The organism is Ruegeria sp. CDSC085 (assembly GCF_059610465.1).
Window position 1 is genome coordinate 1 of record NZ_JBXWNR010000029.1, and the last position, 22,862, is coordinate 22,862.

Consider the following 22,862-nt stretch of genomic DNA (forward strand, 5'->3'; position numbering starts at 1 on the left):
TGTATTGCTTACAGTGATGGCGCGACAGCTGGTATCGAGTTCCTGGGCGACGAAGGCGCATTGTGAGCAGTCTGCTGCGTAGCCGAAATCGGCTGCGCAGCACTGGCTTGATCTTCTGAGGCTCGACTTGGTTTGTAAATCCATCATCATCGTATTCGCGATCCTGTATCTGTTGGCGTTGGTTGCGTTCTTGACAGGTACATTTGGCTGGTTCGGACAAGAAAGAGACCCTTTGTCCGGGGTGTTCCTTTTGCCGTTGGGACTGCCTTGGATACTTGTATCGGACTTGGTTTCAGAGCCAGTCAAACCGTGGTTCGCGGCGCTTGCACCGGTTCTCAACCTGTTAGTGCTGGTCTTGATTTGCAGATGGGCACGCAGTTTGCGGCAGTAGTGAAGGCTGAACTCTTTCTCACCAAAAGGGAGGAAAACATGGGAAAAGTGATCTTGGGTATTGTGATCGGGCTGGTCCTCGGTGTGGTTGGGGCGATGACCTTAGGTGGCGGAGCCGCAATGGGTGTCGGTGCTGCGACAGGTTTGTCCGCCGGTGTCTGCTCCACATTGAAAGGAGCACAAGCCGAGAACCTGATCACCGCCGAGCAAGCGGATCAGATCCTCAATCGCGTAAACTCCGAGATGGCATCGCTACAAGGTATTGAACCAACAGACGAGATCGTCGGCAGCGCACAGGCATGCGATGAATTTCTATCAAAGTTACGAGAAGCGAAGTGAGGTTCCGCTTTGTACGGAACAAAATTGTAAGGACAAGCCAACAGGGGACCATCTGATGAAATTCGGTTTACTCAAACTCCTCACACCCATGATTGCAATTTCGGGCACAGCTGCTCTTGCAATGTCGGAAGCCGACGACGTGTGTATCGACCATTTGCGACAGGTTGGTGGACCAGACGGTCAATCCGGAACGATTGAAAGCTCAGAGTTCTCGGAAGCTGGTACGCTCGTCATGCTGCGAGACGCAGGCGGAACACTTTGGCGCTGCATCGCTTACAAGGATGGAAGCATCGGCGAGATGTCGGTTGTCGAAGCAATGGATGATGGCGGTGGAGCCCTGGACGGTGCCGCCGGGTCTACCGGTCGCCAACGTGTCAAATTCGATGCCGGGTCCACCGGTGCCGAACTCGTCGGCCAACTCGCGCCCGGCGCCTCTCATCAATATGTCCTTGGCGCGCAGAACGAACAGTTTCTGTATGTGCGTGTCGCGCCACGAAACGGGTCGTTGGACTACGTCATTCGCAACCCTGATGACTCGGAGCTTCTGAAGTTGATGTCGGCGGACAAAGAGTATCGAGGACAGCTTTGGCAATCTGGCGACCATGTCGTTGAAGTTATTAACCGGGGAAATGCGCAAGTTGACTACAACGTCATATTTGGAATCGAGTAAGTCCATGCGTGAGTTGCACTGGATTTTTGGATTGCTGGAGACCAGAAAGGGAGAGAAGAAATGAGAACCAATCTATCGCTGCTTGGAGGTGCAGTTTGTGCCCTTGCTTTGGCGGCATGTGACGATACCGGGGGATCAGTGGATACTGTGTCGCCAACCGTCGGCAATTCAAGCGACCTTTCGCCCTTTGAAGGTGCGCGCGCCGGTCAGGCTGAAACGGGGATTCAGAATCTTGGTTTTGAACTTATCCGCAGCGAAGGGCTGACATCGTACTGGTTCAACCGGAATACAGGCGCTTGCGCGCGCATTACTACATCTGAGGGTCGGTATTCAGATGTCACCATGCTTCCTTCCGCCGACTGCTGATTTTTGTCTGGATTAGTTTATTAAAGTGAAGGAGGCTGAGAAATGCACTTCGATCTTGCACACGCTGTGGTGACTGTCACAGCTTTGATAGTCACAAACCTCGTTTTGAAATCTGCCGGGGTGATCAACGAAGAAAACAAGCATCAGTGGAATTGGAAGGTTGTTTTAGCCTACTTTGTGGTTGTCCTGATCATTAACTTGGTTTGGCCTATCTGACATTTCCGCATAATCTTCTCACAAACTTTTCTGACAAAGGAGCATGCATGCGGTTCATTGCATTATTGATGTGGGCAGTTTTGGCCGCGACCTCTGCGAACTCCGACGTGACCAGTCGAAACGGTGGGCCAAGCAACGGTCAAATGCTTTCAAAGGGTGGCGACGGAGGTGTTGATGGCGTCGCTTTCTTTCGCCCAGTCTTAAGTGGAGTATTGTATCGCTCTGGTTTCAAAGGTGGCGACAAAGACCGAACGGGCCTGAGTGAAGGACAACGCGAAACTCTGTGTGATGAAGGGTTTTCAACCGGGTTTTATGCCGACTTTGGAAAAAACACTGAATACGGTCGCACCAGTTGCGGAAACGGAACCTTTGACTATCAAGGCGCCAGATCCTCCCGACCCAGCGCTGTCATGGCATCCATACACGACGTGATTGAAAACCCTGGAAAGGGCCCTGTTCTGGTGCACTGCATGTGGGGCGTTCATTCCTCCGGGGCATTGTCGGCAATGGCGCTCGTTCAGTTTTGTGGTTGGACGGAAGAAAGGGCCAAGGAATATTGGAATGATGCCCGAAACGGGGCCCCATGTTCAGGCGGGTGCGACCAGTGGATTGACTCAAAATTCGCCAACTTCAGTGTCGACCCAAAATTGAAGATCTCCACCGATCAACAGGCAGCGATTTGCCCAAAATGATATTGGGAGGACTATCCAAATGAAGTTCAATCTTCTGGGGTCACTTGCTTTCATTGCACCCACTGTCTTGTGGGCGAACGACGATGTTCTCGGTGAAGCCACTACATTTGATAGTCCCTACGGCGTTGCTGAACGCTGTATTCGGATCAAAAAAGTTCCAACGGGCGAGTATAAGAACAGCGATCTTGAGGAAGAAACAGCCTATTGCGAGATCGATTTCTATGCCTCCGAAATTGCTATTTGCCCAAAATCCTGGAGCACCAGCCCAGGAATGGCCGTCTACGATATTTCGGAAGGACCCTACACGGGGAACCGTTCTGAATTCGAGAGAAACGCTTGCAAAGAGGGGAAAGCGGCAAAAGATCTGGCCAAGGACAGGGTGGCTAAATTCAAGTCCACCATGAACCAAAAGGGCACCAGTGGAACGTTTTCCACCTCATCGCTGCTTTACTATCATTTCTCCAGATATTTCGACGCGACTGTCAAAGTTCCAGTCGCCGTTTGGCGTAGCATGGACGCCCAGGCGCATTTTTCCGAGGTCGCAGAGCCTGGCCTTGCGATTTCTGGTGGCTCTCATGGCGGGCGCATGAACCACGAAGGCTGGCGGGTATTCGCAGCTGCGGATGCCGACCCGAACACATACCAACCGGCCGATGATCTATTCACCGCAGATCGAACACAAATATACGGTGTACTGCTTGACAGTCCTGGGCATCGATACGGCTCGGAAATCAACGGCACCCGCAAATCTGGTTGGGGGAAAGGACAAAACCGTGATTTTCAGGAAACCCCAGCTTTCTTGGCTTTACGTTCTTCAAAACCATTGTCAGGGGCAATCGCAGAGGGCGTCGGAGAAGGCCGAAAAGACCGGATGATCAACAAGGATCTCGGTCCCGATGTCAGCGACCAACAGATGGCATTTTGGATGCAAGAACTTACCGAGATTGTTCTCCTCGATTTCATCTTTAGCCAGCAGGACCGCGTAGGAAACATAGACTTCACACCCTATTGGTATTGGGTCGAAGACGGAAAGCTGAAGCACAAGAAAGCCAAGCACCATGAGCCAAACGATGGAGATATTCCCGCCGAGGCACTATTGATCCGTCGCAGCAATCTAAACGACAATGATGCTGGTGGGCGGGTCGAGTATGCCAACTTCGCAAAATCCACTCAAATGCTAGAGAAAATGCGGCACTTCTCTCCAAGCACGTACCGGCGCTTGGTTGCATTGAATAGTGACCTTCAAACCCAAGGCCCGGTTTATGACTGGCTATCGCAAAGCCTTGGGCTGTCTGACAGTCAGATTGCACAAGTGGTGAAGAACACCGCGTTGGCAACGTCCATCCTAAAGAACAATTGTTCTAGTGGTGATTTGATGTTCGACTTGAACCCTGTCGCATTCTTTTTGAGAAACGACACCGAGGTAGAGGCGGTGGACTGTAATGACCCGTAAGCGTTCTGCCCTTGTTGCGGTGATCATTTGGACAACTCTGCTCGCCAGCAAAGCGGCGGCATTGGATGTCATCGTCATATCGGATCTGAACGGAAGCTACGGTTCGGTGAAATACGATGCCCGCGTGGACAAGGCGATTGAGCGGATAGTCGAGATTGATCCCGATTTGGTTATTTCGACCGGAGATATGGTTGCGGGACAGCGCATTCCCAACTTATCCGACAAACAGGTCAGGGAGATGTGGAAGGCGTTTCACGAGGCCGTATCAGATCCTTTAGAGGCTGCCGGCATTCCATTTGCGGTCACGCCTGGGAACCATGATGCCTCCGCCTACCGTGGGTTCGAGCGTGAAAGAAAAATATACGCAGAGGAATGGGCGCCGAGAAAACCAGACGTCGACTTCATGGTTTCGGATGACTACCCGTTCTTCTACGCTTTTGAGATGCAGGGCGTAACGTTTGCGTCTTTGGACGCTACGACCTTGGGGCCGCTATCCAGCGACCAGCAGGACCGGCTAAAGGAACTGGGTGCAAATGGAGACCCGATTGTCACTTTCAGTCATCTTCCGCTTTGGCCCTTCGCGATCCAGCGCGAACGCGAAATCATCGGTGACCCAACACTTGAGAAAATCTATCTGGAAAGCGGTGTCGTTCTGCATCTGTCGGGCCACCATCATGCGTTCTACCCGGGTTGGAAAGACGGTGTGGCTTATGTTTCTCAGGCATGTTTGGGCGGTGGCCCGCGGCGGCTTATTGGCGATAGCGCCAGATCGCCTCACAGCTTCACTCATGTTACGTTCCAGCCGAACGGAGAGTTTGGGATAGCAGTATATCGAGGGCCCGATTTCGAAAGGTCGGTAAATTTCAAGTCGCTCCCGAAAGAGATCAGATCCCCGAATGCGGTGTTGAAACGATTAGACCTTGTGAAATGACTAGAGGTTGAGTTTCAGCTCAACTTTTTCAGGAACCAGATCGTTTATCATCTCTTCGATCCGGGCTTCCGACAGTCCACCCGAGGTGATGAAAAGCAAAGAAACGCGAGATTTGCCCGGAACGTGGTGTTTTCTGACCAGTTTCCAGCCAGCGTCTGCTGCCATGGCTTCAATGTCTCCGCTGACGTTCAATGAGTTTTCTTCGTCTGAAGCTTTGAGCGAAATTTCCACGCCCTTGTTTCTTCCGCCGAGCCAAATGAAACACCAACATACAATCGCCACCAGTGTGGCCATCAGTGGCAAGCCCAAACCGACCGCAAGACCAAGAACAGTCACGATTATCATTTCGACTGTATCGACCGGATCATCCAGATTGGAGCGGAACCTAAGCAACGCACCGATGCCAAAGATAACGAAACCAATCATTGACCCGTGCTGAACTACCAAGAATCCAACCGCCATGCCGATAAGCGCATAAAGGAAGAAGAGCCTTGGCATAACTATGTCGCGGACGCTTCTACGGGCTTTACGTCTCACCGGATGATAGACGATCAAGCCAGCCAGAATGATTGTGACGATCACATCGAGAGTAAAGAAATACAGTTCCTGTTTGCCACGAAATTGCGTCCATCGGCGTTCGACTACAATTTCCGACCCCGAAGCCCCGGCCAGCATCGTCGCAGGGTCGACTTGTGACACCGCAGCACCTGGCAACAGCAGCATCAACAACACGGTCACGAATGTGAGAGTCGTATTCAACTTGTCTTCCTTCTTGCTCACGCCAAAGGCTTACGCTTCACCGCAGGCATATCGTGCCCCATTCAATTCAATCGCAACAGACGGGATCAGGTAAAGAGTTCAAAGAGCATTCTTACGACATCGCAGTCGAACTGTGATAAGAACGCGATAAAGGGATGTGTTCCACACGCGAGAAAATTGAATGGCAGAAAACAAAGTGTTTCCGTCAAAACCTGCAATTTCACGGTGTTTCTGTAAACTTAGACGATTCGCTTTTACGGCCAGCTTGGTTGCGGCAGCCTTCTTGCCTTGGACCGATTTTGCCTACGCCGAAAGTGCTGGTTTGGTTCTGGTCGATAAATTCAAGGTGGCAGACAAATCAGAGGGATTTTCCGAGCCTTCCGGTTTGGCAATGTCTAACGCTGAAGGCTTCTTGTGGTCTGTAAGTGATGCCGAACCTAAACTGCACCTACTTGGGATCGACGGGGTACTAGGAAACTCTTTCAAGTTGCCAGCATTGGCAGGATCAGATTTGGAGGGCGTCGCGTCGCGCAATGATGGGTCTGTTTTGGTGCTTCAGGAAACTGATCGATCAATTCTAGTCGTGCACCCAACCGACCCTATTCAATTGACAACAATACCTCTCACAACTCTTACAGGTTACCCGGCCGCCGCTGAGTTGCTTGTCGGCAACCCATTGAACAAGGGACCCGAAGGTATCGCCGTTGACCCGAAATCCGGGAGGGTCTTCGTTGGCATTGAGGGACAACCAAGGTTGTTATTGGTCGTATCACCAGAGCTAGACGAAATTGTCGAGATCATTCCTTTAGCGAGTGAAGCAGGCTTTATCTCCGAGCGTGCGGATGATGATGAACTGGATTTGAGCGGCTTGGCTTGGTCCCCGTCCTCACGTTCTCTTTGGATTGTGAGTGACAAAGGTCGTCAGATCTTCGTCTACAATCCAGAATCCAAGTCAGTAAAGTCCATAAGTTTGACGTTCACAGAAGATGGCAATCAAAAGGAAGTTAAACATCCTGAAGGGATCGCTCTCGATGAAACCAAGGGGCTTCTTTATATCCTGACAGACGATGCTAAGAAATCGCGGCTTTATGTTTTTGAGCAACCGGAGTTGTGAGGACTTTCATACTAGTTCTCTCTGCTCTAACTGGTTGGAAACCGGGGTTAGTTGACTGAGCACCGTCGTATGAGCGTCGTACTAAGTAAAACTGCGCTCTGTTTACTGTGTTTCTTAAAAACATCACCCATCAATATATTCGAATAGCGTTAGGTTCACACATACGAACGTCATAATAAGATTGGGCTTCAACATGCTCGGTCTCCTAAAGGTTGTCAAAAATGCGCGTATTCAGCTCGGTTGTATTTGCGATCATTTGCACTCTTGTGGCCACTGTATCAGTTCCAAATACCAGCATTGCTCAAAGCTGGGACATTGCATCACAGCACTCAGTCAGCGGCGTAACGGTGTATGACGCAGATGAGCTTTTAACTTTCGCTGGTCAGTTGGCCTTCAATCGGTCAGGGCGCATTACAGCGGTGGAGGTCGCATCAACGATCACTCAGATCTACCGAGAAGACGGTTATTTCTTGGCTGAGGCTTGGCCCGGTCTCGATGGGCAGAGCATTGTTGTTGATGAAGGGCGTATTCAAACCATCGAAATTGAAGGCGTAGATACTCGTACGTTCCAAAGCTTAGAAAAGATATTTCGCCCTCTCACTACCGCATATCCAATAACTCTCCAACGATTTGAGCGGGCGGTTATGTTAGCCGAGGACATACCTGACTTGGAGTTGTCGACCGAACTTGATTATCCGGATCAGGCAGGTGCCAGGCTGAGAGTATTGGGAGAGCCTCTGCGCCAACAAGCCGGCAGTGCGACACTCGACAACCCTCCGCGTGAGCTTGGAGAAGCGCTCAGCTTCTATGTCGTGCAAGAGTTTTATTCAACGCTGACCGTCGGGGATTTGCTGCGATTTGAGGGATCAGGCAATTACAATTGGGACAAAGACGATGAGCACTCTTTATGGGGCGCTCTTACCTATCGCACGCCTCTTAACAGTAATGGTTTGTACGGTGAGATCTTCTACGGGAATGTAAACGCCAAGCGTGATATCTCTGGCGATTTCGCAAGAACTGATATCGACGGGGAAAACTTCACCGTCGCATTGGGTTACCCCGTTATCCGCGATGTCGCCCGATATGGATACCTGCTGCTGGACTACCGTCTTTCAGAAGCGGATTCAGTCAGCGGAGGCGTTCCACTATCGAGTGACGCCAGTGTCGTTGGCCTTACTTACCTTTACGGCCAGAATTACCCAAAGGGGCAAGCGCTTGAAGCAGGGTTAACTCTGTCCTTTGGCGACAACGACACGACAGACGCAAGCTTTGATGACGGGGACTCTTCGTTCTGGCATTTGAGGGGCGGCATCGGATATGAAAGCCCCCTACCGGGCTTATCGCCCAACACAGCTTGGCGGACAGAGATCTGGGGTCAATACACAACAGACCGGTTACCCTCTGTCGAAGAGTACTTCCTTGGTGATCGTTATGCGTTGCGTGGATACCGCTTTGACGAAGTGGATGGTGATTCAGGGATCTCAGCAATCTTCGAAGTATCTCATTCCTATTTCCCAAGCTCGCAGAACGTTCATCGATTGACGCCCTTCGCTTTTTTCGACGTTGGTTACATCTCGAATAATGATCCCGCCAGTTTCGAAGTGAGAAGTGCTACACTGGCATCGACAGGTCTGGGTTTGGACATTGAGTTTAAGCAAAACCTATTCCTATCAGGATACGTAGGTGTTCCCTTGAGAGACGGCCCTTTGACTGACTCTGGCGATCCTGGCGCATATCTTGCTCTGACAACAAGTTGGTGAGGAAGTTATGAAACTGAACAGAATTGCGTTACTTACGACAGCTTGTTTGATTGCAGAACTGGCCGCTACACAGGTCGTTGCCGGCGGAAATCACTACGGGTGGTGCCGTGGCGTGGGGAATCCTCACCAGTCAAGCCAAGGATGCGGGCAGGCCGGTGGGCAAGGGACAGGGAATCAAATTACCGGCCCAACTCAGCCGGTAGCAAATCAGTTGCCGCCTAAGGGAACGCAGCAAACGCCCACATCCGTTACTGTTCCAGTCCTTGCGCCGGGCGCGGTTCCGAACGCAATTCCCGGTCAGGTTCCTATCGCGACACCAATAGCGGTTCCCGGTCAGGTTCCCACGCCGGTAGTAGCGCCGACCCTAGCTCCGCCTTTGACTCCAAATGCGACTCCAAACCGGGTTCCGACAGCCGTTCCAAATCAGGTTCCGCCATTGGCTACCGGGCCTACCGCGGTGCCGCCGCAAGTTCCGACTGCAACTCCCAATCAAGTTCCGATAGCTATCCCTGGCCAGGTTCCGCCTCAACCTACCGGCCCAACAGCGGTGCCGCCACTTGTGCCCACCGCGACACCAAACCAAATACCAGTCGCAGTTCCTGGTCAGGTCCCGCCTCAGCCCACCGGTCAAACTGCTGTGCCACCGCTCGTCCCGACTGCAACACCCAATCAGGTTCCCACGGCGGTTCCTGGCCAGGTTCCACAGTTGACACCAAAACCTACGGCAACTCACGTGGCCGTCCCAGGGCATCCGAAACCACAAGGCGTCGTGACGATCATGCGTCCCAAGCCGAGGCCGACAACCGGTACTGTCCAACAACCTGGCACAACACAAGTGTCCCACCATTTAACCCACCAAAGCAATGCGAAGAAACACGATCACGTCGCAGCAACACCCGGACGGCATGACCCGCACGACCTGCCGAGGTTCCGCAACGCGGCAGCCAAGGAAGACTGGGAATGCGTTGCCAGCGGATTTGGGCAACGTCGGTATGATGCCGGGCGCGGCGTGTTGCTGAACAGCGGGGCACTACGACACCTTGGAAATGTGGATGCGATGGCTCGTGATGTACCAGCACGGCACCCGAAGCATTCCGGATGCATTATCTCGGTCAAACGAAAGCAACGCTGAAGCTCGCTGGGGAGGTTTTGCGGATGTGTCGCAAACTTTGATGTCCGATTGACGGGCACGCCGGATCTGGCGTTTGTTCCCGCCGAATAGTTTTCGAACAGGTTTAAGCATGATCTCCTTGAAAGGCTGTCACTTCCCCAAAGACGCAGTTTTGTACGCTGTGTTTTTCTATCTGCGGTACACAGGGTTCCGTTGCAAAGTTTGTGGTTGTTCGGAATCCTGCTTTTGCGCCGATGGGTTAGGCGGCCAGTTCTGCGAATTGTAGAAATGGACAGAGTCCGGGCGTGAATTGACCTTTGCGGATCATGTGAGCAACTTCGATGCCGTCCAACGTTGCCGCTGCTGAAGTGAAGGCTTTGAACCCCAGCATCGGCCGGATACGCCTTTTGATGAAACGGTGATCCTGTTCGATGATATTGTTCAAGTATTTCCGCCTCACCATCTCAATTGGGATCGGGCAGCCAAAGCCTTTGAGCATTTTGTTGATGGCCTTGATGCCAGCGGTGTTGGCACCGCTCTTGTCGATCACAATCTTCCTCGGCAATCCATTTGTCTCCAACATCCTGGCGAAGAACCTTGTGGCTGCAGGTTTGTTTCGACGTCGTGAAAGCATGAAATCAAGGGTTTTGCCGTGTTTGTCGACAGCTCGATAGAGGTAAACCCACGCGCCTTTAATCTTGATATACGTTTCGTCCATCCTCCAAGAAAGGTCGCATGGCCCTTTGCGGCGACGTGCTGCTTCAGCGATTGCACCAGAATACCGTGTTACCCATCGGTTCAGCGTAGTGTGGTCCACTGAAACACCGCGCTCGGCCATGATTTCTTCCAGGTCTCGATAGGAGACACCGTAGCGAACGTAAAAGAACACTGCGAACAGGATCACGTCTTTCGGATACTGTGCACCTTTGAAAGAAATCATAAACTAACCTTCAACTGGGTAATGCCGTTCGCTACCCAGGCGCTAGCACCACAAAGGTCAATGGTCAAAAGTTTGCAACAGATCCAGCTGTAGCCGTCTCAGCAAGCTTTACCTCCATTCGTTCAAAGCAGTTCCATCTCGTATCAACCTATCAGAGTCCGCAATTCAGGTGAGGTCGAGCGGCATTGCAGGTCTTTCTATTCACAACCTTCAAGGGTGAGGCTTAGGATCTTCGACAAGACGCCACCGTGGCGCAGCAGGTCGACCTCTTGAAAGGTATACACCGCCACCTTGCAGCCGATCTCGCTGAGCACGCCGCCATCGCGCAGCCACTGCACGTTTGTGTCCATCCCAGGCACCAGCGTATCGGGTGGCAGGCTCAGATTGAAGCGGTCCCCGGCACGAATGCTCGCAGACTTCGGATCGAAATCGTCCATGATCTGCACGGGCACCACGCCCATACCGATCAGGTTGGTGCGGTGAATGCGTTCAAAGCTTTTGGCGACCACTGCGGGGATGTTCAGAAGCGCCACGCCCTTGGCAGCCCAATCGCGGCTGGAGCCCATGCCGTAGCGGTCACCCGCCAGAATGATGGTGGGTTGCCCTTGATCCGCCAGGATTTGGGCTGCTTCGGGCAAGGGCAGGATGCGCCCATCCTCGAGCGTTGTCTCAGCAGGGGCCAGCCCCTCTTGCAGGAAGTTCACCGCCAGCCTGTTTGTGAAGAGGCCACGCAGCATGACCTCCCAATTGCCGCGATAGGCGGCATAGACATTCATGTCCTTTGGGTCACCCCCGGCCCCGCGCAGCCATTCGCCCGCCGGACTGGCCGGATCCACCCACCCTGCGGGCGAGATATGGTCGGTGGTCATGTCGTCACCCAGTACCATCAGGGGAGCTGCGGCATAGTTGCCCAACCGCGACTGCTGGTGTTCGGCGGTGAATTTCGGCCGCCGTAGATAGCGCGAGGTCGGCTCCCACGGGTAGCGCGCGCCGTCATGAACCTTGATCTGGTTCCACGCCCCGTTGTCGGCGGCCGCAGCAAAGGCATTGGGCACGTCCGCCTGACGATAGCCCGCCTGCAAAAGCGCGGCGATCTCTGATGTTTCAGGCCAGATGTCGCGCAGATAGACCGGTTCGCCATCTGCGCCGATGCCGATCGGATCGTTAAGAATGTCGCCGAAGATGTCGCCCTTCAGCGCATAGGCCACGACCAAAGGTGGCGAGGCCAGATAGCCTAGATCCAGTTTCGGATGTACCCGGCCCGGAAAGTTGCGGTTGCCCGACAGCACGGCGAAGATTGCCTTGCCGTCTTGCAGGGCGGTCTCGATCACCTCGGGCAAGGGACCGGAATTGCCGATGCAAGTGGTGCAGCCATGCCCCACCAGATCGAACCCCAGCGCCGACAGATCCGGAATCAATCCCGCGCGCTGTAGATAATCCCGCGCCGAGGGCGAGCCCGGTGCCATCGAGGTTTTCACCCAGAACTGCGTCGTCAGCCCCAGCGCCCGCGCCTTGCGCGCCAACAGCCCGGCCGCAACCATCATGTAGGGGTCCGAGGTATTGGTGCAACTGGTGATCGCGGCAATCCCTACCGCGCCATCGGGTACCACGTCTTCGGCGCGGGGCGCGCGCGACAGCGGGCGGTCCAACGCCGCTTCGACCCGCGCAGCGGCCTGCGCCGGAGCGCAAGTGTCCTGTGGGCGGCGGGGACCGGAGATGGTCGGGGTGATCGCGCTCAGATCAATCTCGATCATCCGGTCAAAGCGTGGCGTGGCGTCGGGATCGAACCACAGGCCCATGGCGCAGAAAACGGGCTCGATGCTGCCGGTCAGGCTGTCGGGCCGCGCGGTGCGTTTCAGATAAGCGATGGTTTCGCCATCGACCGGGAAAAACCCGGTCGAGGCGCCGTATTCGGGCGCCATATTGGCAATCACGGCGCGGGCATCGGCGCTGAGCGTCGACAGGCCGGGGCCACAGAACTCGACAAAACTCCCGGTGACATCGAGCACCCGCAACCGGTGCGTCACCTCAAGTGCCAGATCTGTGGGCATGGTGCCCTCGGGCAGTTGACCAGTCAGGTGCACGCCCGCGACTTCGGGCATGCTCAGCGTCGTGGCTTGGCCGAAAATGACGCTTTCCGCCTCGAGCCCACCAATCCCCCAGCCCAGTAAGCCAATGCCGTTGATCATCGGCGTGTGGCTGTCAGTGCCCAACAGCATGTCGGGATGGGCCCGTCCGTCGGCACCGATCTCAAGCACCGTTGCCAGTTGTTCAAGGTTGATCGTGTGCATGATCCCGGTGCCCGGCGGATGCACCGTGACCCCATCCATATTCTGCGAGGCCCATTTCATAAATCCATATCGCTCGCCGTTACGCGCGATTTCTTTGCGGGCATTGGCTGAGAATGCCGCCTGCGTGGCATAGAGATCCACCGCCAACGAATGATCAACCGAGACATTGACCGGCAGCTTCGGTGAAAGCACCGCCGGATCGCCCCCCGCTTCGTGCACCGCATCGCGCAGCCCGGCAATATCCGCCAGCGCGGGCGTGCAGGTGGTGTCGTGCATCAGGATGCGGTTGGGCATGAACGTGAACTCAAACCCATCGTTTCGCCCCTCAAGCCAGGCATCCAGCGCCGCGACAAGCGCGTCCGACCGCCCGGTGGCGCGCAGGTGGTTTTCGGCCAGCAAACGTAACACAAAGGGCAACCGCTTTAGACGGTCGCCCAGCACATTTGGCAAGTCAGTTACCGTCAGCTGGCGACCCTCTGCATCGATTTCCAACGTGTTAACCATCTTGTCCCCGTTGCGCCCCCGGCCGAACCGGAGCCGCACTCACACCAGTTTGACCTTGCTATGCAATACTCCGTCGGCGTCCCCATAGATCCAGTCGCCCGGCGCAACGACTACGCCGCCGATGTGAATATCGCAGCCAGCTTTGCCCCAGCCCTCTTTCGCACTTTTCACCGGCGAGGTCGCAAGTGCGAAGACCTGCGTCGCCATCAGCTCGATCTCTGCGCTATCACGGATGGCGGCGTTGAGAACCAGCCCAGCCCAGCCGTTCTTGATCGCCATCTCCGCTATCATGTCTCCTAGAATGGCAATGCGGGTAGAGCCGCCACCGTCTACGACCAACACGCGCCCCTCGCCGGGCATTTCCAACTGAGCACGAAGCATCGTGTTGTCTTCGAAACACTTCACGGTCTGCACGGGGGCGGCGAAATGCGGTGCCGTGCCGAAGCGACGAAACGGCAAGTGAACAAGCGACAGCTTGTCTGCGTGGTCATCAATCAGGTCGGCAGTTTTCATATCAGCCTCACATATTTGAGTAGGTTGCTCTCAGGTCGGCCACGTCGGCCTCGCTCAGGAAGCGCGTCTTTTGCCCGCGCAGTGCCACAAGAAGCTTGGCAGTTTCTTCCAGCTCTTCTGCCGCGCACACGGCCGAGAACAGATCTTTGCCCGAGACCACGGGGCCGTGATTGGCCAGCAGAACTGCGCTGTACGCGCCCTTCAGGTCGCGGATCAGATCGCCCGATTTCGAGTCGCCCGGCTTGACATAGGGTACCAATTTAACCGTGCCGACACGCATGACAACGTAGGGTGTCAGTGGTGGGATGCAGTCATTGGGATTGGTGTCTTTCAAACAGGACAGTGCGGTCGCCCAGGTTGAGTGCAGATGCACCACCGCACCAGCCTGCGGACGGGTTTCATAGAATGCCTGATGCAGGAAAACTTCCTTGGTCGGACGGTCGCCAGCGACATGGTTGCCGTCCAGATCGATCTTGCTGATCCGGTCGGGATCGATTGCGCCCAAGGTCGAATTGGTCGGCGTCATCAGGATGCCATCGGGCAGGCGGGCCGAGACATTCCCTGCCGTTCCGACCGAGAAGCCCCGGTTGAACAGGGACGCGCATAGGTCTGACATCTGTTGGCGAAGATCTGCTTCGGTGCTCATTTCTGCCCCTCCATGATGCGAAGGGCTTTTGCGAAGAAGTCTGGTGCGCCAAAGTTACCCGATTTCAGGGCAAGCGAGATTGGCTGATCGTCGCCTAAAGTCAGCACAGGAACGCCGGGATCGATTTCCGCTCCGATGCGCATCGCTGGCGCGCCCAACTCGCTTGCCACGGCCTGTGCTACCGCGCCCGAGGTTTCGCCGCCCGCAACAACGATCCTGCGAAAGCCGCGCTGCACCAGAGTACGGGCAGTGTCAGCAAACAGAGCGTCCAGAGTCTCGGCCACGGCATCGCGACCGAACTTGGCCTGAATCTCTTCCACCTCGTCTGGGGTGCCCGAGGAATAGACCAACGGTGCTTCGCCGGTGTTCTCGGTGATGAAGCCCAGCAGGTCATCCACGCTGACCGTGCCATTCATGACGCCGGGGACGTCGATGGGATAGGTCGGATGGGCCTTCTGGTGTTCGGCCAGCTGGCCACGTGTCGCCCCGGAACACGACCCCGCCAGAATGGCTTCAGGCCCCGATGTGCCCTCGGCGGTGGGCGTGTTGGCTTCGGCCATGCCGCTGCGAATGAAGTTGCGCGGAAGGCCCAGAGCGATCCCAGAGCCGCCTGTCACCAAAGGTGCACCTTGAAGAGCCTCGCCAAGGGTCAGCAGGTGCGCGTCCGATACGGCATCAGTCACAACATACTTCTCGGTGGAGTTCATTCTTGCCGTGCGGACCTGTTCTGGTCCAGCCAGAACGGTGGATAGTGGCACGTGGCCAACCGTGTTTTTGGTTTGTAGACGCAACCAACGACGCAGGTCGGGATCGGTCATTGGGGTCAGCGGATGGTTCTGCATCCCGCTTTCGCTCAACAAAACGTCACCCACGAACAGGTGTCCCTGATAGACCGTTCGCCCGGTGGTTGGAAAGGCCGGGCAGACCACCACACCGTGCGTGTCCAGCGCGGCGGTCAAGGCGTCGGCAACCGGGCCGATATTGCCGTCAGGTGTGGAATCGAAGGTCGAGCAGTATTTGAACAATATCTGCTCGCAGCCCTGATCCAATAGCCAGTTTAGTGCCTCGAGGCTTTCGTGTACCGCATCTTCGACCGGATTCGAGCGTGATTTCAGGCTGACGACCCCAGCGTCGATATCCGGTGCAGCGGGGCCTGTTGGAACGCCGGGATATTGGGCAGTTCTCAGACCTCCTTCACCGTCAACACCTTTAGCCAGGGTGTTGGCGACATCGCTGCCACCAGTGAAATCATCTGCGATAACACCAATTAGCATGGCTGACCCTCATTATTGTGTTCGATCCGGCGGCGGATTTCTTCAATCGCGGCCTCCGGGCTGGTCAGGACGGGAACGTCAGTGCATGCGCGCACCGCATCCGCAGCGCTGGCCATGGAAAACTGCGCCAACAGGATGACATCAGCATCGGCGATCGTGGTGGCAGTGCTGGCAATCAACCGATCATGAGCGTCGTCGTCACCTACCTTTTTGGCGTCCAGCGCGCCCTCGCAAAAGACCGAGGTGATCTGCGCAGAGCTGCCTTTCTCGCAGGCTGCCTCGCGGAACTCATCCTCCATCCCACCGGCAGCGGGGGGGAAGGTGTACAGCATGACGACACGGTCCCCGTGGGAGAATGCCGCGTCGAACATGGCTTCGTTAGGTTTCATGACGGGAATACGGGCCTCGCGGTTAGCGCGTTCGATGGCGGAACCGAAGGCCGAGCAAGTGAACAGTATGCCATCCGCTTGGGCAGCTTCCGCATAGCGCGACAGATCGATGATCCGGCGAAGCAAGTCACCTGACAGTTCAACTGATTTTGCACGATCCACCGAAAGACCCTCTTCAAGGATCGAAATCGTTTCGGCTTCCGGCCAAAGCTTCTCGGCAGCGTCCTCGATGGCATCAATCGCGACTTTTGTAGCGTGGATAAGCGCTATGCGGGGCTGGTCTTTCATCTTTTTTGCGTCCTGAAATAATCGGCGACACCACAGGGAGAGAGGCAGTGCCGCCGAAAAACTGCGGGCAAGAGTTGCCCGCAAGGAGTATCCTCAAGCTGCAACGCTTTCGCGCGCCACGGCTTCTGCGACGAGGGAACCAAAGGCGTCACAGTTCACGGAGCCACCCAAATCACGAGTGCGGTTTTCCGAGACGTCGATCACTGCGTCCACGGCGTCGGCAATGGCTTGACCGGCATCCATCAACTTCTGGATGCCACGCTGTTCGCCCAGCCAGGTCAGCATCATGGCCGCTGATAGGATCAACGAGGTCGGGTTGGCGACGTTCTGCCCCTGAATATCCGGCGCCGATCCATGTTGCGCCTGAGCGCAGCACAGACCGGTTTCAGCGTTGGCGTTGATCGACCCTGCCAGACCCAAGGACCCAGACAATTCCGACGCTAGATCCGACAGGATGTCCCCGTAAAAGTTGGTAGCTACCACCACGTCGTAAGCTTCGGGTTTGCGCACAAGAAGTGCGGCGAAAGCATCGACGATCAGCTCTTCGGTTTCAACTTCGGGGAAGTCCTTGGCCACTTCGCGGAAGCATTCCAGGAACAGTCCGTCGGTCATCAGGAACGAGTTTGCCTTGTGGATCGCCGCAACCTTCTTGTTGCGTTGCATTGCCAACTTGAAGGCTTCGCGACAAATCCGCATCGAGCCGTGGCGGGTGATCTTGCGTACCGACAGCGCCATGTCGGGGTCGGGCATCATCTCGCCCACGCCCTTGTACATGTTTCTGTCAGGGTAGAAGCCCTCGGTGGCTTCACGCATGATCACCAAATCCATGCCCGGCGCTTTGTTCGGGATGAAGCTGCGGGTACGTGCGGGACGTACGTTTGCATAGAGGTCCAGCCCGATGCGGAAGCCAGCCGACACGTTGCGTCCACCTTCGACAACCGGGGGATAATCCATGTGTGACTGAGTGCCCAGGATCACACCGTCAAATTCGGTGCGGGCGCGATCCAGAACCTCTTCCCGCAGGGTGATGCCGTGGTTCTTTAGGCTGGTGAAACCGCTCTCTTCTTCATGGAAGGTCAGTCCCAGATCAAAGCGTTTGTTCGCAGCCTCGACAACTTCCAGGGTCGCCGCCATGATTTCCGGCCCGATACCATCGCAGGGCAGTGTCATGATACGCATACTAGTCTCCTATGATCGGCCATTTGGCCAAGTTCGTTGAGGGAGTCGGCTCAGTCGCCGACGAATTCTTCTTGATCGCGTGCGGCTTCCATCCGCTTCTTCATGCGACGCCCCATCAGCATGGGCAGCACGAAGCCGGCGATTGCGACAAGCCACAGGATGATGGCCAGGGGACTGCCGACCAGGATGAACCAGTCGCCATCCGAGATCGTCATGGCACGGCGCAGGTTCACTTCCATCTGGTTGCCTAGGAGAATGCCAAGGATCACGGGCACCAGAGACACGTCGAGTTTGCGCAGAACCCAGCCAGCAATCCCAAACCCCACCATCAGCATCACGTCAAAGGTCGAGCCGGTGATCGAATAGATGCCTACGAAGGAAATCATCGCGACGATCGGCATCAGGATCCGGGTCGGGACCATAAGCACACGGGTGAAGATGCCTACCAGCGGGATGTTCATGGCCAGTAGGATGAAGTTCGCAAGGAACAGCGAGGCGATCAGGCCCCACACGATGTCCGGGCTTTTCGAAAACAGCAGCGGACCAGGCGTGATGTTCAGCTGCAGCAGAACTGCCAACAGAACCGCCGTTGTCCCCGAACCGGGAACACCCAGCGCCAGCATCGGCACCAGTGCGCCACCCGAGGCCGCGTTGTTGCCCGCTTCCGGTGCCGCGACGCCGCGCGGGTCACCTTTGCCGAAGGTCTTGCCATCACGGTCAACCGCTTGCTTTTCCAACGAGTAAGCCAGGAACGATCCCAACGATGCGCCCGCACCGGGCAGAACGCCCGAGAAGAAGCCAAGACCCGTGCCGCGCGCCATCGAGGGAAGGCAGCGCTTGATCATCTTGAAGTCGGGCATGATCCGGCCAATTTTGGTTGCCCCGGCTGAGCCGACTGCGCCACCGCGGTGATGCTCGAGGAAGATGAACACCTCGCTCAGGGCAAACAAGCCGACGATCGCAATCAGGAAGTCGATGCCGTCATAAAGGTGTACGTGGTCGAAGGTGAATCGCTGCGAGCCCGTCTGGCTGTCGCTGCCAATCATGGCAATGCCCAGTCCCAGCGCTGCCGCAAATGCCGATTTTGCCTGGTTAGTGGACGAGATGCCGCCAAGGGTTGCAAAGGCCACCGTGAACAGTACGAAATACTCGGCCGGTCCAAATAGAAGGGCTATTTTCACCAACTGCGGGGCCAGAACGACCAGACCACAGGTGGCCACGAAGGCACCTACGAACGAGGCAACCCCAGACAGCGACAGGGCCTCGCCTGCCTGGCCCTGCTGGGCCATCGGATAGCCGTCTAGACAGGTCATCATCGCCGGTTCGTCGCCGGGAATATTCAGTAGGATCGAGCTGATCCGTCCCCCATACATGGCACCGTAATAGACACTGACCAGCAGGATCAGAGATGCGGTCGGGCCCAGACCCAACGAAAAGGCAATGGGGATCAGGATCGCTACACCATTGGCTGGGCCAAGACCCGGAAGTGCACCCATCAACGTTCCCAGAAAGCAGCCGATGACCGCCAGCAACAGGTTCTGCGGGGTGAGTGCGATGGCAAAGCCATCTGCAAGAAGAGACAGAATTTCCATAGGTATCGCTCCTCAGAAACCAAGTGGACCTTTGGCCAAAGCAAGGCCGAGGATCAGGTGGAAAACGACGTAGATACCAACCGAGGTACAGACCCCCGTTACGAGGGACCAAAGGGGTTGTGTCCCCAGGCGCCACGTCAGGTAGGCCGTTGCGAATACAGTCGAAATCAGGAAGCCGATTTCGGGAAGCGCCCAGCTGTATGCAAACATGACAGCTGCTGCGAAGACGATTTCGGCAAATTCGCGCACATGCGGCCATTCCGGTTCGTCGTCGGGGCGCAAGATGAAGTAGAGCGAACAAAGCGCGACGATGGAGCCTACGATGTAGGGGAATGCACGCGGACCAACCACATCGACCATGAAGCTGTCTTTGATCGTTGACGCGGCCCAAATATAGAAGATGGCGAGCGCCAACCCAAAGCCGCCAAAGATGCGGTCACTCATTTTCTCCTCCCTTTCATTTGATGTGCAGTGGGCTGGCCGGTTCATGCGGCCAGCCCGAAGTCGCGTTATTGGATAATACCAATCTCTTTCGACAGCTTGGTCACATCAGAGATGCTGCCCGCCACGAAGTTGTGCATATCGTCGCCGAAGTTGTTGAAGGGTGCGATTGCAGCTTCTTCAAGGGTTGCCTGGAAGCCCGGGTCGGCAACCATGGTCTTGATGGCGTTCGACCAAAACTCTTTCGCTTCGTCCGAGGCACCAGCGGGCATGTAAAGACCGCGCCAGTTCGCACCAACCACGTCATAGCCCAGCTCTTTTGCGGTGGGGATGTCCGGGTAGTTGGCCAGACGCTCGGGCGCCATGATGCCGATGATGCGGATGTCACCCGACTCCAAGAAGCCCAGCATTTCCGAGAAGTCACCTGACAGCGCTTCGGTCGCACCCGAAAGCAGACCTGTCATCGCTTCGCCGCCACCGTCAAACGAGACGTATTTCAGCTGCGTGACGTCTTCCATTCCTGCTTCGCGTGCCACCAGCATGGGCTTGATGTGGTCGAAGCTGCCAACCGACGAGCCGCCAGCGATACCAACCGAACGCGGATCTTCCAAGATCGCGTCCATCATGTCTTTTAGCGTCTGGAAGGGCGAGTCTGCGCGAACAGCGATGGCGCCATATTCCGCACCGAAGGTCGCCAGGAAGTGTACGTCATCCTGCGTCGCGTCCTCATAGATGCCCTGCGCGATACGTGCGCTGGTCGACATCGACGCTGCAACGATCAGGTTATTGTCTTCATTGCGCTCTTTTGTAACGTGGGCAAAGGCTACACCGCCGCCGCCGCCCGACATGTTGGTGACTTGCATCGAATCTTCGATGACACCCAGATCAAAAAGGTGTTTGGCGGTTGTACGGCAGATGAAGTCCCAGCCACCACCCGGGTTGGACGGGGCGATGCACTGCGGGCTTTCAGCTTTAAATTCAGCGGATGCAGTGCCCACACCGGCCAGCAGGGCAACGGTAGCGAAGGCGCTTGCACGAGTAAGTTTCATGAACACGAGGTGGTCCTCCCATTTTTTGATGTTCGGTAGCGCGAATCTCGCGCCAGTAACAGGAATTGCATATTTGATTGCAAAAAGCCAATTTAAATTTGCTTTTAAGGGGTTAAAAATCCAAAGTCACATTACTGCGTATTAGCCGTACTGTAGCCGCATCGCCGCCAAAGCATTGATTAATAAAAACGTACTTTTCTACCCGACGTCACCGGAGCTTGGCTTTTGATCTACCGGATTGGCAAAAAACCAATCATGGGCACGTGGCAGTTGCAGAAAGGTGTAGACCTAAATCCAATTTTTTGGTTTTTATAGTTCATAAAGCCAGAAAACTGGGGCGTTCTGGAAAGGCAAATGCAATCTGGGATGCCCCCAAATCAACCCATCGGTGATTAGGATGTCGGGAAGAACAAGCGAGCTTTCGAAGAAGATCTCCAACCGGCTACTACATGACATAGTGTCCGGCTCCCTAAATGCCGGAGAGCATGTCAGCGCCCAGCAGGTTGCCGACAGATACGGCGTTTCACGTACTCCGGTACGCGAAGCTTTGGTTAGCCTTGAAAACCAGAAGGTACTCGTCCGGCAACCAAACCGCGGATATTTTGTTGCGGACAAAATCCCATCAAAGATAAATTCTACCCTGGCAAAAGCGATGCCCGAGGGAAATGAAGACTATCAAACCCTCGCCAACGACTGGCTGACCAACCAGATCCCCGAGGACGTTACTGAACAGTTTTTGCGTCAGCGATATGGCTGGACTAAAACCAAGGCTCACGACCTATTGGCCAGGGCATCCCGGGAAGGATGGGCAGAACGCAAAGAGGGATACGGTTGGCGTTTTTTGCCGGTTGCCAAGACCCCAGAGGCTTTCGATCAGATCTATAGATTTCGAATGGCGATCGAACCCACCGCCATGCTCGAACCCACTTTCGAGCTTGATCATAAAGTCTTGGATGAACAGCGGCGTATTCAGGAAGGCATGTTGAACATGGACGTGAAATCAGCTCCGGACGAGTCCTTGCTCGAGAACGGTTCGCTGTTTCATGAAGAACTGATCAAACTCTCGGGCAACCCATTTTTCCTGATGTCACTACAGAGAGCCAACCGGATGCGCCGCTTGATGGAGTACCGGGCTGAAGTCAACCGCGAACGCCTGATCGAGCAATGCTCTGAACATCTCGAGATCTTGTCTCTTTTAGAGCGCGGCAACGTTGCAGATGCCTCTTACCGGATGCGCCAACACTTAAGCGGTGCCCTGAAACGCAAATCGCCGCTGGCTTGGAGCTGGGCTGCGGACAACCCGACGGAGGCCGATTGAGCGATGCCGCAAGACGTTAGAACTGCGCCTACGATTCACTCGATGGCACTGGTTGCGCATGACAAGATGAAAGATCAGATGATCGAATGGGCGAATGCGCATAAGTCCGAACTGGCAGAGATGGAATTGTTCGGCACCGGCACGACCGGGGGGCGTATCGCCACTGAAGTCGGGTTACCGATCACCTGTTTGAAAAGTGGCCCTCTCGGAGGTGACGCGCAAATCGGCGCGATGATCGCTGAAGGGCGCCTTGATGCGCTGATCTTTTTCATCGACCCGCTTTCCGCACTGCCTCACGATGTGGATGTGAAGTCGCTGCTACGACTGGCCACGTTGTATAACACTGCGCTGGCCATCAATGCGGCAAGCGCGACGCTGATGGTGCGCGCGGCAAGCGCTCAAACCACCGAAACAGCCTGAGGATACACTTTCCGCACAATCTACCGAAATACGAATGTCTGCGGCGGGGCTTTAAGGGGTCATTCAGGCTGTCACGGTGTCCTTATTTCCTGGACGCAGGCGTGTTCGACGCGGAATCTCAGGGTTTTGTGCCCTTAATGGGATGTGTCGCAAACTCTGGGGTCTAGTTGACGAGTATGCCTGATCTAAGGTTTGTACGCGTCGAATTGTTTTCGAA

Annotated in this window: 22 protein-coding genes; 11 read left to right on the top strand and 11 right to left on the bottom strand. The window is 55.5% G+C overall.

The genetic code is table 11. The features are described from left to right. The first annotated feature begins 267 nt into the window (after positions 1-267). The 6 genes from AC2FJB_RS21650 to AC2FJB_RS21675 all read left to right on the top strand — a co-directional run bounded on the left by AC2FJB_RS21650 (position 268) and on the right by AC2FJB_RS21675 (position 5,057). Positions 268-729, top strand: coding sequence for a hypothetical protein (locus AC2FJB_RS21650; RefSeq protein WP_299902684.1), 462 nt, complete (start codon positions 268-270; stop codon positions 727-729). A gap of 55 nt (positions 730-784) precedes the next feature. Continuing rightward, positions 785-1,399, top strand: coding sequence for a hypothetical protein (locus AC2FJB_RS21655; protein WP_496684675.1), 615 nt, complete (start codon positions 785-787; stop codon positions 1,397-1,399). Between the two features lie 60 nt (positions 1,400-1,459). Further along, entirely contained in the window at positions 1,460-1,765 is a 306-nt protein-coding gene (locus AC2FJB_RS21660; protein ID WP_496684677.1) for a hypothetical protein, read from the top strand. 42 nt (positions 1,766-1,807) lie between these two features. Next, entirely contained in the window at positions 1,808-1,981 is a 174-nt protein-coding gene (locus tag AC2FJB_RS21665) for a hypothetical protein (RefSeq protein ID WP_299902641.1), read from the top strand. A 711-nt stretch (positions 1,982-2,692) separates the two neighbouring features. Next, positions 2,693-4,126 (top strand): hypothetical protein, encoded by a 1,434-nt coding sequence (locus tag AC2FJB_RS21670; protein ID WP_496684678.1) that lies wholly within the window; start codon positions 2,693-2,695, stop codon positions 4,124-4,126. Further along, the gene (locus AC2FJB_RS21675; RefSeq protein ID WP_496720929.1) at positions 4,116-5,057 is read left to right on the top strand and encodes a metallophosphoesterase family protein; all 942 of its coding nucleotides are present in this window, start codon (positions 4,116-4,118) and stop codon (positions 5,055-5,057) included. The genes AC2FJB_RS21670 and AC2FJB_RS21675 overlap by 11 nt, the downstream gene beginning before the upstream one ends. Here the strand turns inward: AC2FJB_RS21675 and AC2FJB_RS21680 are convergent, their stop codons facing one another. Next, positions 5,058-5,816 carry a DUF4956 domain-containing protein gene (locus AC2FJB_RS21680; RefSeq protein ID WP_496684682.1) on the bottom strand — a complete coding sequence of 253 codons (759 nt, stop codon included), beginning with the start codon at positions 5,814-5,816 and terminating at the stop codon, positions 5,058-5,060. Between the two features lie 181 nt (positions 5,817-5,997). Between AC2FJB_RS21680 and AC2FJB_RS21685 the strand changes: the two genes are divergently transcribed. The 3 genes from AC2FJB_RS21685 (at position 5,998) to AC2FJB_RS21695 (ending at position 9,822) form a co-directional block, all read left to right on the top strand. Next, complete coding sequence (locus tag AC2FJB_RS21685) at positions 5,998-6,930, top strand: SdiA-regulated domain-containing protein (RefSeq protein ID WP_299902629.1); 933 nt, start codon at positions 5,998-6,000, stop codon at positions 6,928-6,930. A 221-nt stretch (positions 6,931-7,151) separates the two neighbouring features. Continuing rightward, entirely contained in the window at positions 7,152-8,690 is a 1,539-nt protein-coding gene (locus tag AC2FJB_RS21690) for a ShlB/FhaC/HecB family hemolysin secretion/activation protein (protein ID WP_496684684.1), read from the top strand. An 835-nt stretch (positions 8,691-9,525) separates the two neighbouring features. Beyond that, entirely contained in the window at positions 9,526-9,822 is a 297-nt protein-coding gene (locus tag AC2FJB_RS21695) for a hypothetical protein (RefSeq protein WP_299902623.1), read from the top strand. Between the two features lie 238 nt (positions 9,823-10,060). Here the strand turns inward: AC2FJB_RS21695 and AC2FJB_RS21700 are convergent, their stop codons facing one another. The 10 genes from AC2FJB_RS21700 to AC2FJB_RS21745 all read right to left on the bottom strand — a co-directional run bounded on the left by AC2FJB_RS21700 (position 10,061) and on the right by AC2FJB_RS21745 (position 20,907). Continuing rightward, entirely contained in the window at positions 10,061-10,741 is a 681-nt protein-coding gene (locus AC2FJB_RS21700) for an IS6 family transposase (protein ID WP_496684685.1), read from the bottom strand. Between the two features lie 197 nt (positions 10,742-10,938). Further along, positions 10,939-13,536: an aconitate hydratase AcnA gene (acnA, locus tag AC2FJB_RS21705; protein ID WP_496720931.1), complete on the bottom strand. Its 2,598-nt coding sequence runs from the start codon at positions 13,534-13,536 to the stop codon at positions 10,939-10,941. Positions 13,537-13,575: 39 nt separating this feature from the next. Next, complete coding sequence (gene rraA, locus AC2FJB_RS21710; protein ID WP_496720933.1) at positions 13,576-14,049, bottom strand: ribonuclease E activity regulator RraA; 474 nt, start codon at positions 14,047-14,049, stop codon at positions 13,576-13,578. Positions 14,050-14,056: 7 nt separating this feature from the next. Next, positions 14,057-14,695, bottom strand: coding sequence for a 3-oxo-tetronate 4-phosphate decarboxylase (otnC, locus tag AC2FJB_RS21715; protein WP_496720935.1), 639 nt, complete (start codon positions 14,693-14,695; stop codon positions 14,057-14,059). Then, positions 14,692-15,969: a 3-oxo-tetronate kinase gene (gene otnK / locus AC2FJB_RS21720; protein ID WP_496720937.1), complete on the bottom strand. Its 1,278-nt coding sequence runs from the start codon at positions 15,967-15,969 to the stop codon at positions 14,692-14,694. The genes otnC and otnK overlap by 4 nt, the downstream gene beginning before the upstream one ends. Further along, positions 15,963-16,646 carry an aspartate/glutamate racemase family protein gene (locus AC2FJB_RS21725; protein WP_496720939.1) on the bottom strand — a complete coding sequence of 228 codons (684 nt, stop codon included), beginning with the start codon at positions 16,644-16,646 and terminating at the stop codon, positions 15,963-15,965. The genes otnK and AC2FJB_RS21725 overlap by 7 nt, the downstream gene beginning before the upstream one ends. A gap of 93 nt (positions 16,647-16,739) precedes the next feature. Continuing rightward, positions 16,740-17,825, bottom strand: a complete 1,086-nt coding sequence (locus tag AC2FJB_RS21730; protein WP_282027311.1) for an isocitrate/isopropylmalate dehydrogenase family protein — start codon at positions 17,823-17,825, stop codon at positions 16,740-16,742. Between the two features lie 50 nt (positions 17,826-17,875). Further along, positions 17,876-19,417: a tripartite tricarboxylate transporter permease gene (locus AC2FJB_RS21735; protein WP_496720941.1), complete on the bottom strand. Its 1,542-nt coding sequence runs from the start codon at positions 19,415-19,417 to the stop codon at positions 17,876-17,878. Positions 19,418-19,429: 12 nt separating this feature from the next. Next, positions 19,430-19,861 (bottom strand): tripartite tricarboxylate transporter TctB family protein, encoded by a 432-nt coding sequence (locus AC2FJB_RS21740; RefSeq protein WP_496720943.1) that lies wholly within the window; start codon positions 19,859-19,861, stop codon positions 19,430-19,432. A gap of 65 nt (positions 19,862-19,926) precedes the next feature. After that, the gene (locus AC2FJB_RS21745) at positions 19,927-20,907 is read right to left on the bottom strand and encodes a Bug family tripartite tricarboxylate transporter substrate binding protein (RefSeq protein WP_282027314.1); all 981 of its coding nucleotides are present in this window, start codon (positions 20,905-20,907) and stop codon (positions 19,927-19,929) included. 397 nt (positions 20,908-21,304) lie between these two features. On the opposite strand from AC2FJB_RS21745, the gene AC2FJB_RS21750 reads away from it, so the two are divergent. Together AC2FJB_RS21750 and AC2FJB_RS21755 are read left to right on the top strand one after the other, a co-directional pair. Next, on the top strand, positions 21,305-22,225 hold the full coding sequence (locus tag AC2FJB_RS21750; RefSeq protein ID WP_496720945.1) for a GntR family transcriptional regulator: 921 nt from the start codon (positions 21,305-21,307) through the stop codon (positions 22,223-22,225). A gap of 42 nt (positions 22,226-22,267) precedes the next feature. Further along, positions 22,268-22,645, top strand: a complete 378-nt coding sequence (locus tag AC2FJB_RS21755) for a methylglyoxal synthase (RefSeq protein ID WP_496819075.1) — start codon at positions 22,268-22,270, stop codon at positions 22,643-22,645. Positions 22,646-22,862 lie beyond the last annotated feature (217 nt).

What these genes read in the sequence shown, in the direction of transcription:
- AC2FJB_RS21655 (WP_496684675.1), top strand. Translation starts at nt 785, where the DNA reads ATGAAATTCGGTTTACTCAAACTCCTCACACCCATGATTGCAATTTCG.
- AC2FJB_RS21660 (WP_496684677.1), top strand. Translation starts at nt 1,460, where the DNA reads ATGAGAACCAATCTATCGCTGCTTGGAGGTGCAGTTTGTGCCCTTGCT.
- AC2FJB_RS21665 (WP_299902641.1), top strand. Translation starts at nt 1,808, where the DNA reads ATGCACTTCGATCTTGCACACGCTGTGGTGACTGTCACAGCTTTGATA.
- AC2FJB_RS21670 (WP_496684678.1), top strand. Translation starts at nt 2,693, where the DNA reads ATGAAGTTCAATCTTCTGGGGTCACTTGCTTTCATTGCACCCACTGTC.
- AC2FJB_RS21675 (WP_496720929.1), top strand. Translation starts at nt 4,116, where the DNA reads ATGACCCGTAAGCGTTCTGCCCTTGTTGCGGTGATCATTTGGACAACT.
- AC2FJB_RS21685 (WP_299902629.1), top strand. Translation starts at nt 5,998, where the DNA reads ATGGCAGAAAACAAAGTGTTTCCGTCAAAACCTGCAATTTCACGGTGT.
- AC2FJB_RS21690 (WP_496684684.1), top strand. Translation starts at nt 7,152, where the DNA reads ATGCGCGTATTCAGCTCGGTTGTATTTGCGATCATTTGCACTCTTGTG.
- AC2FJB_RS21700 (WP_496684685.1), bottom strand. Translation starts at nt 10,741, where the DNA reads ATGATTTCTTTCAAAGGTGCACAGTATCCGAAAGACGTGATCCTGTTC.
- acnA (WP_496720931.1), bottom strand. Translation starts at nt 13,536, where the DNA reads ATGGTTAACACGTTGGAAATCGATGCAGAGGGTCGCCAGCTGACGGTA.
- rraA (WP_496720933.1), bottom strand. Translation starts at nt 14,049, where the DNA reads ATGAAAACTGCCGACCTGATTGATGACCACGCAGACAAGCTGTCGCTT.
- otnC (WP_496720935.1), bottom strand. Translation starts at nt 14,695, where the DNA reads ATGAGCACCGAAGCAGATCTTCGCCAACAGATGTCAGACCTATGCGCG.
- otnK (WP_496720937.1), bottom strand. Translation starts at nt 15,969, where the DNA reads ATGCTAATTGGTGTTATCGCAGATGATTTCACTGGTGGCAGCGATGTC.
- AC2FJB_RS21725 (WP_496720939.1), bottom strand. Translation starts at nt 16,646, where the DNA reads ATGAAAGACCAGCCCCGCATAGCGCTTATCCACGCTACAAAAGTCGCG.
- AC2FJB_RS21730 (WP_282027311.1), bottom strand. Translation starts at nt 17,825, where the DNA reads ATGCGTATCATGACACTGCCCTGCGATGGTATCGGGCCGGAAATCATG.
- AC2FJB_RS21735 (WP_496720941.1), bottom strand. Translation starts at nt 19,417, where the DNA reads ATGGAAATTCTGTCTCTTCTTGCAGATGGCTTTGCCATCGCACTCACC.
- AC2FJB_RS21740 (WP_496720943.1), bottom strand. Translation starts at nt 19,861, where the DNA reads ATGAGTGACCGCATCTTTGGCGGCTTTGGGTTGGCGCTCGCCATCTTC.
- AC2FJB_RS21745 (WP_282027314.1), bottom strand. Translation starts at nt 20,907, where the DNA reads ATGAAACTTACTCGTGCAAGCGCCTTCGCTACCGTTGCCCTGCTGGCC.
- AC2FJB_RS21750 (WP_496720945.1), top strand. Translation starts at nt 21,305, where the DNA reads ATGTCGGGAAGAACAAGCGAGCTTTCGAAGAAGATCTCCAACCGGCTA.
- AC2FJB_RS21755 (WP_496819075.1), top strand. Translation starts at nt 22,268, where the DNA reads ATGGCACTGGTTGCGCATGACAAGATGAAAGATCAGATGATCGAATGG.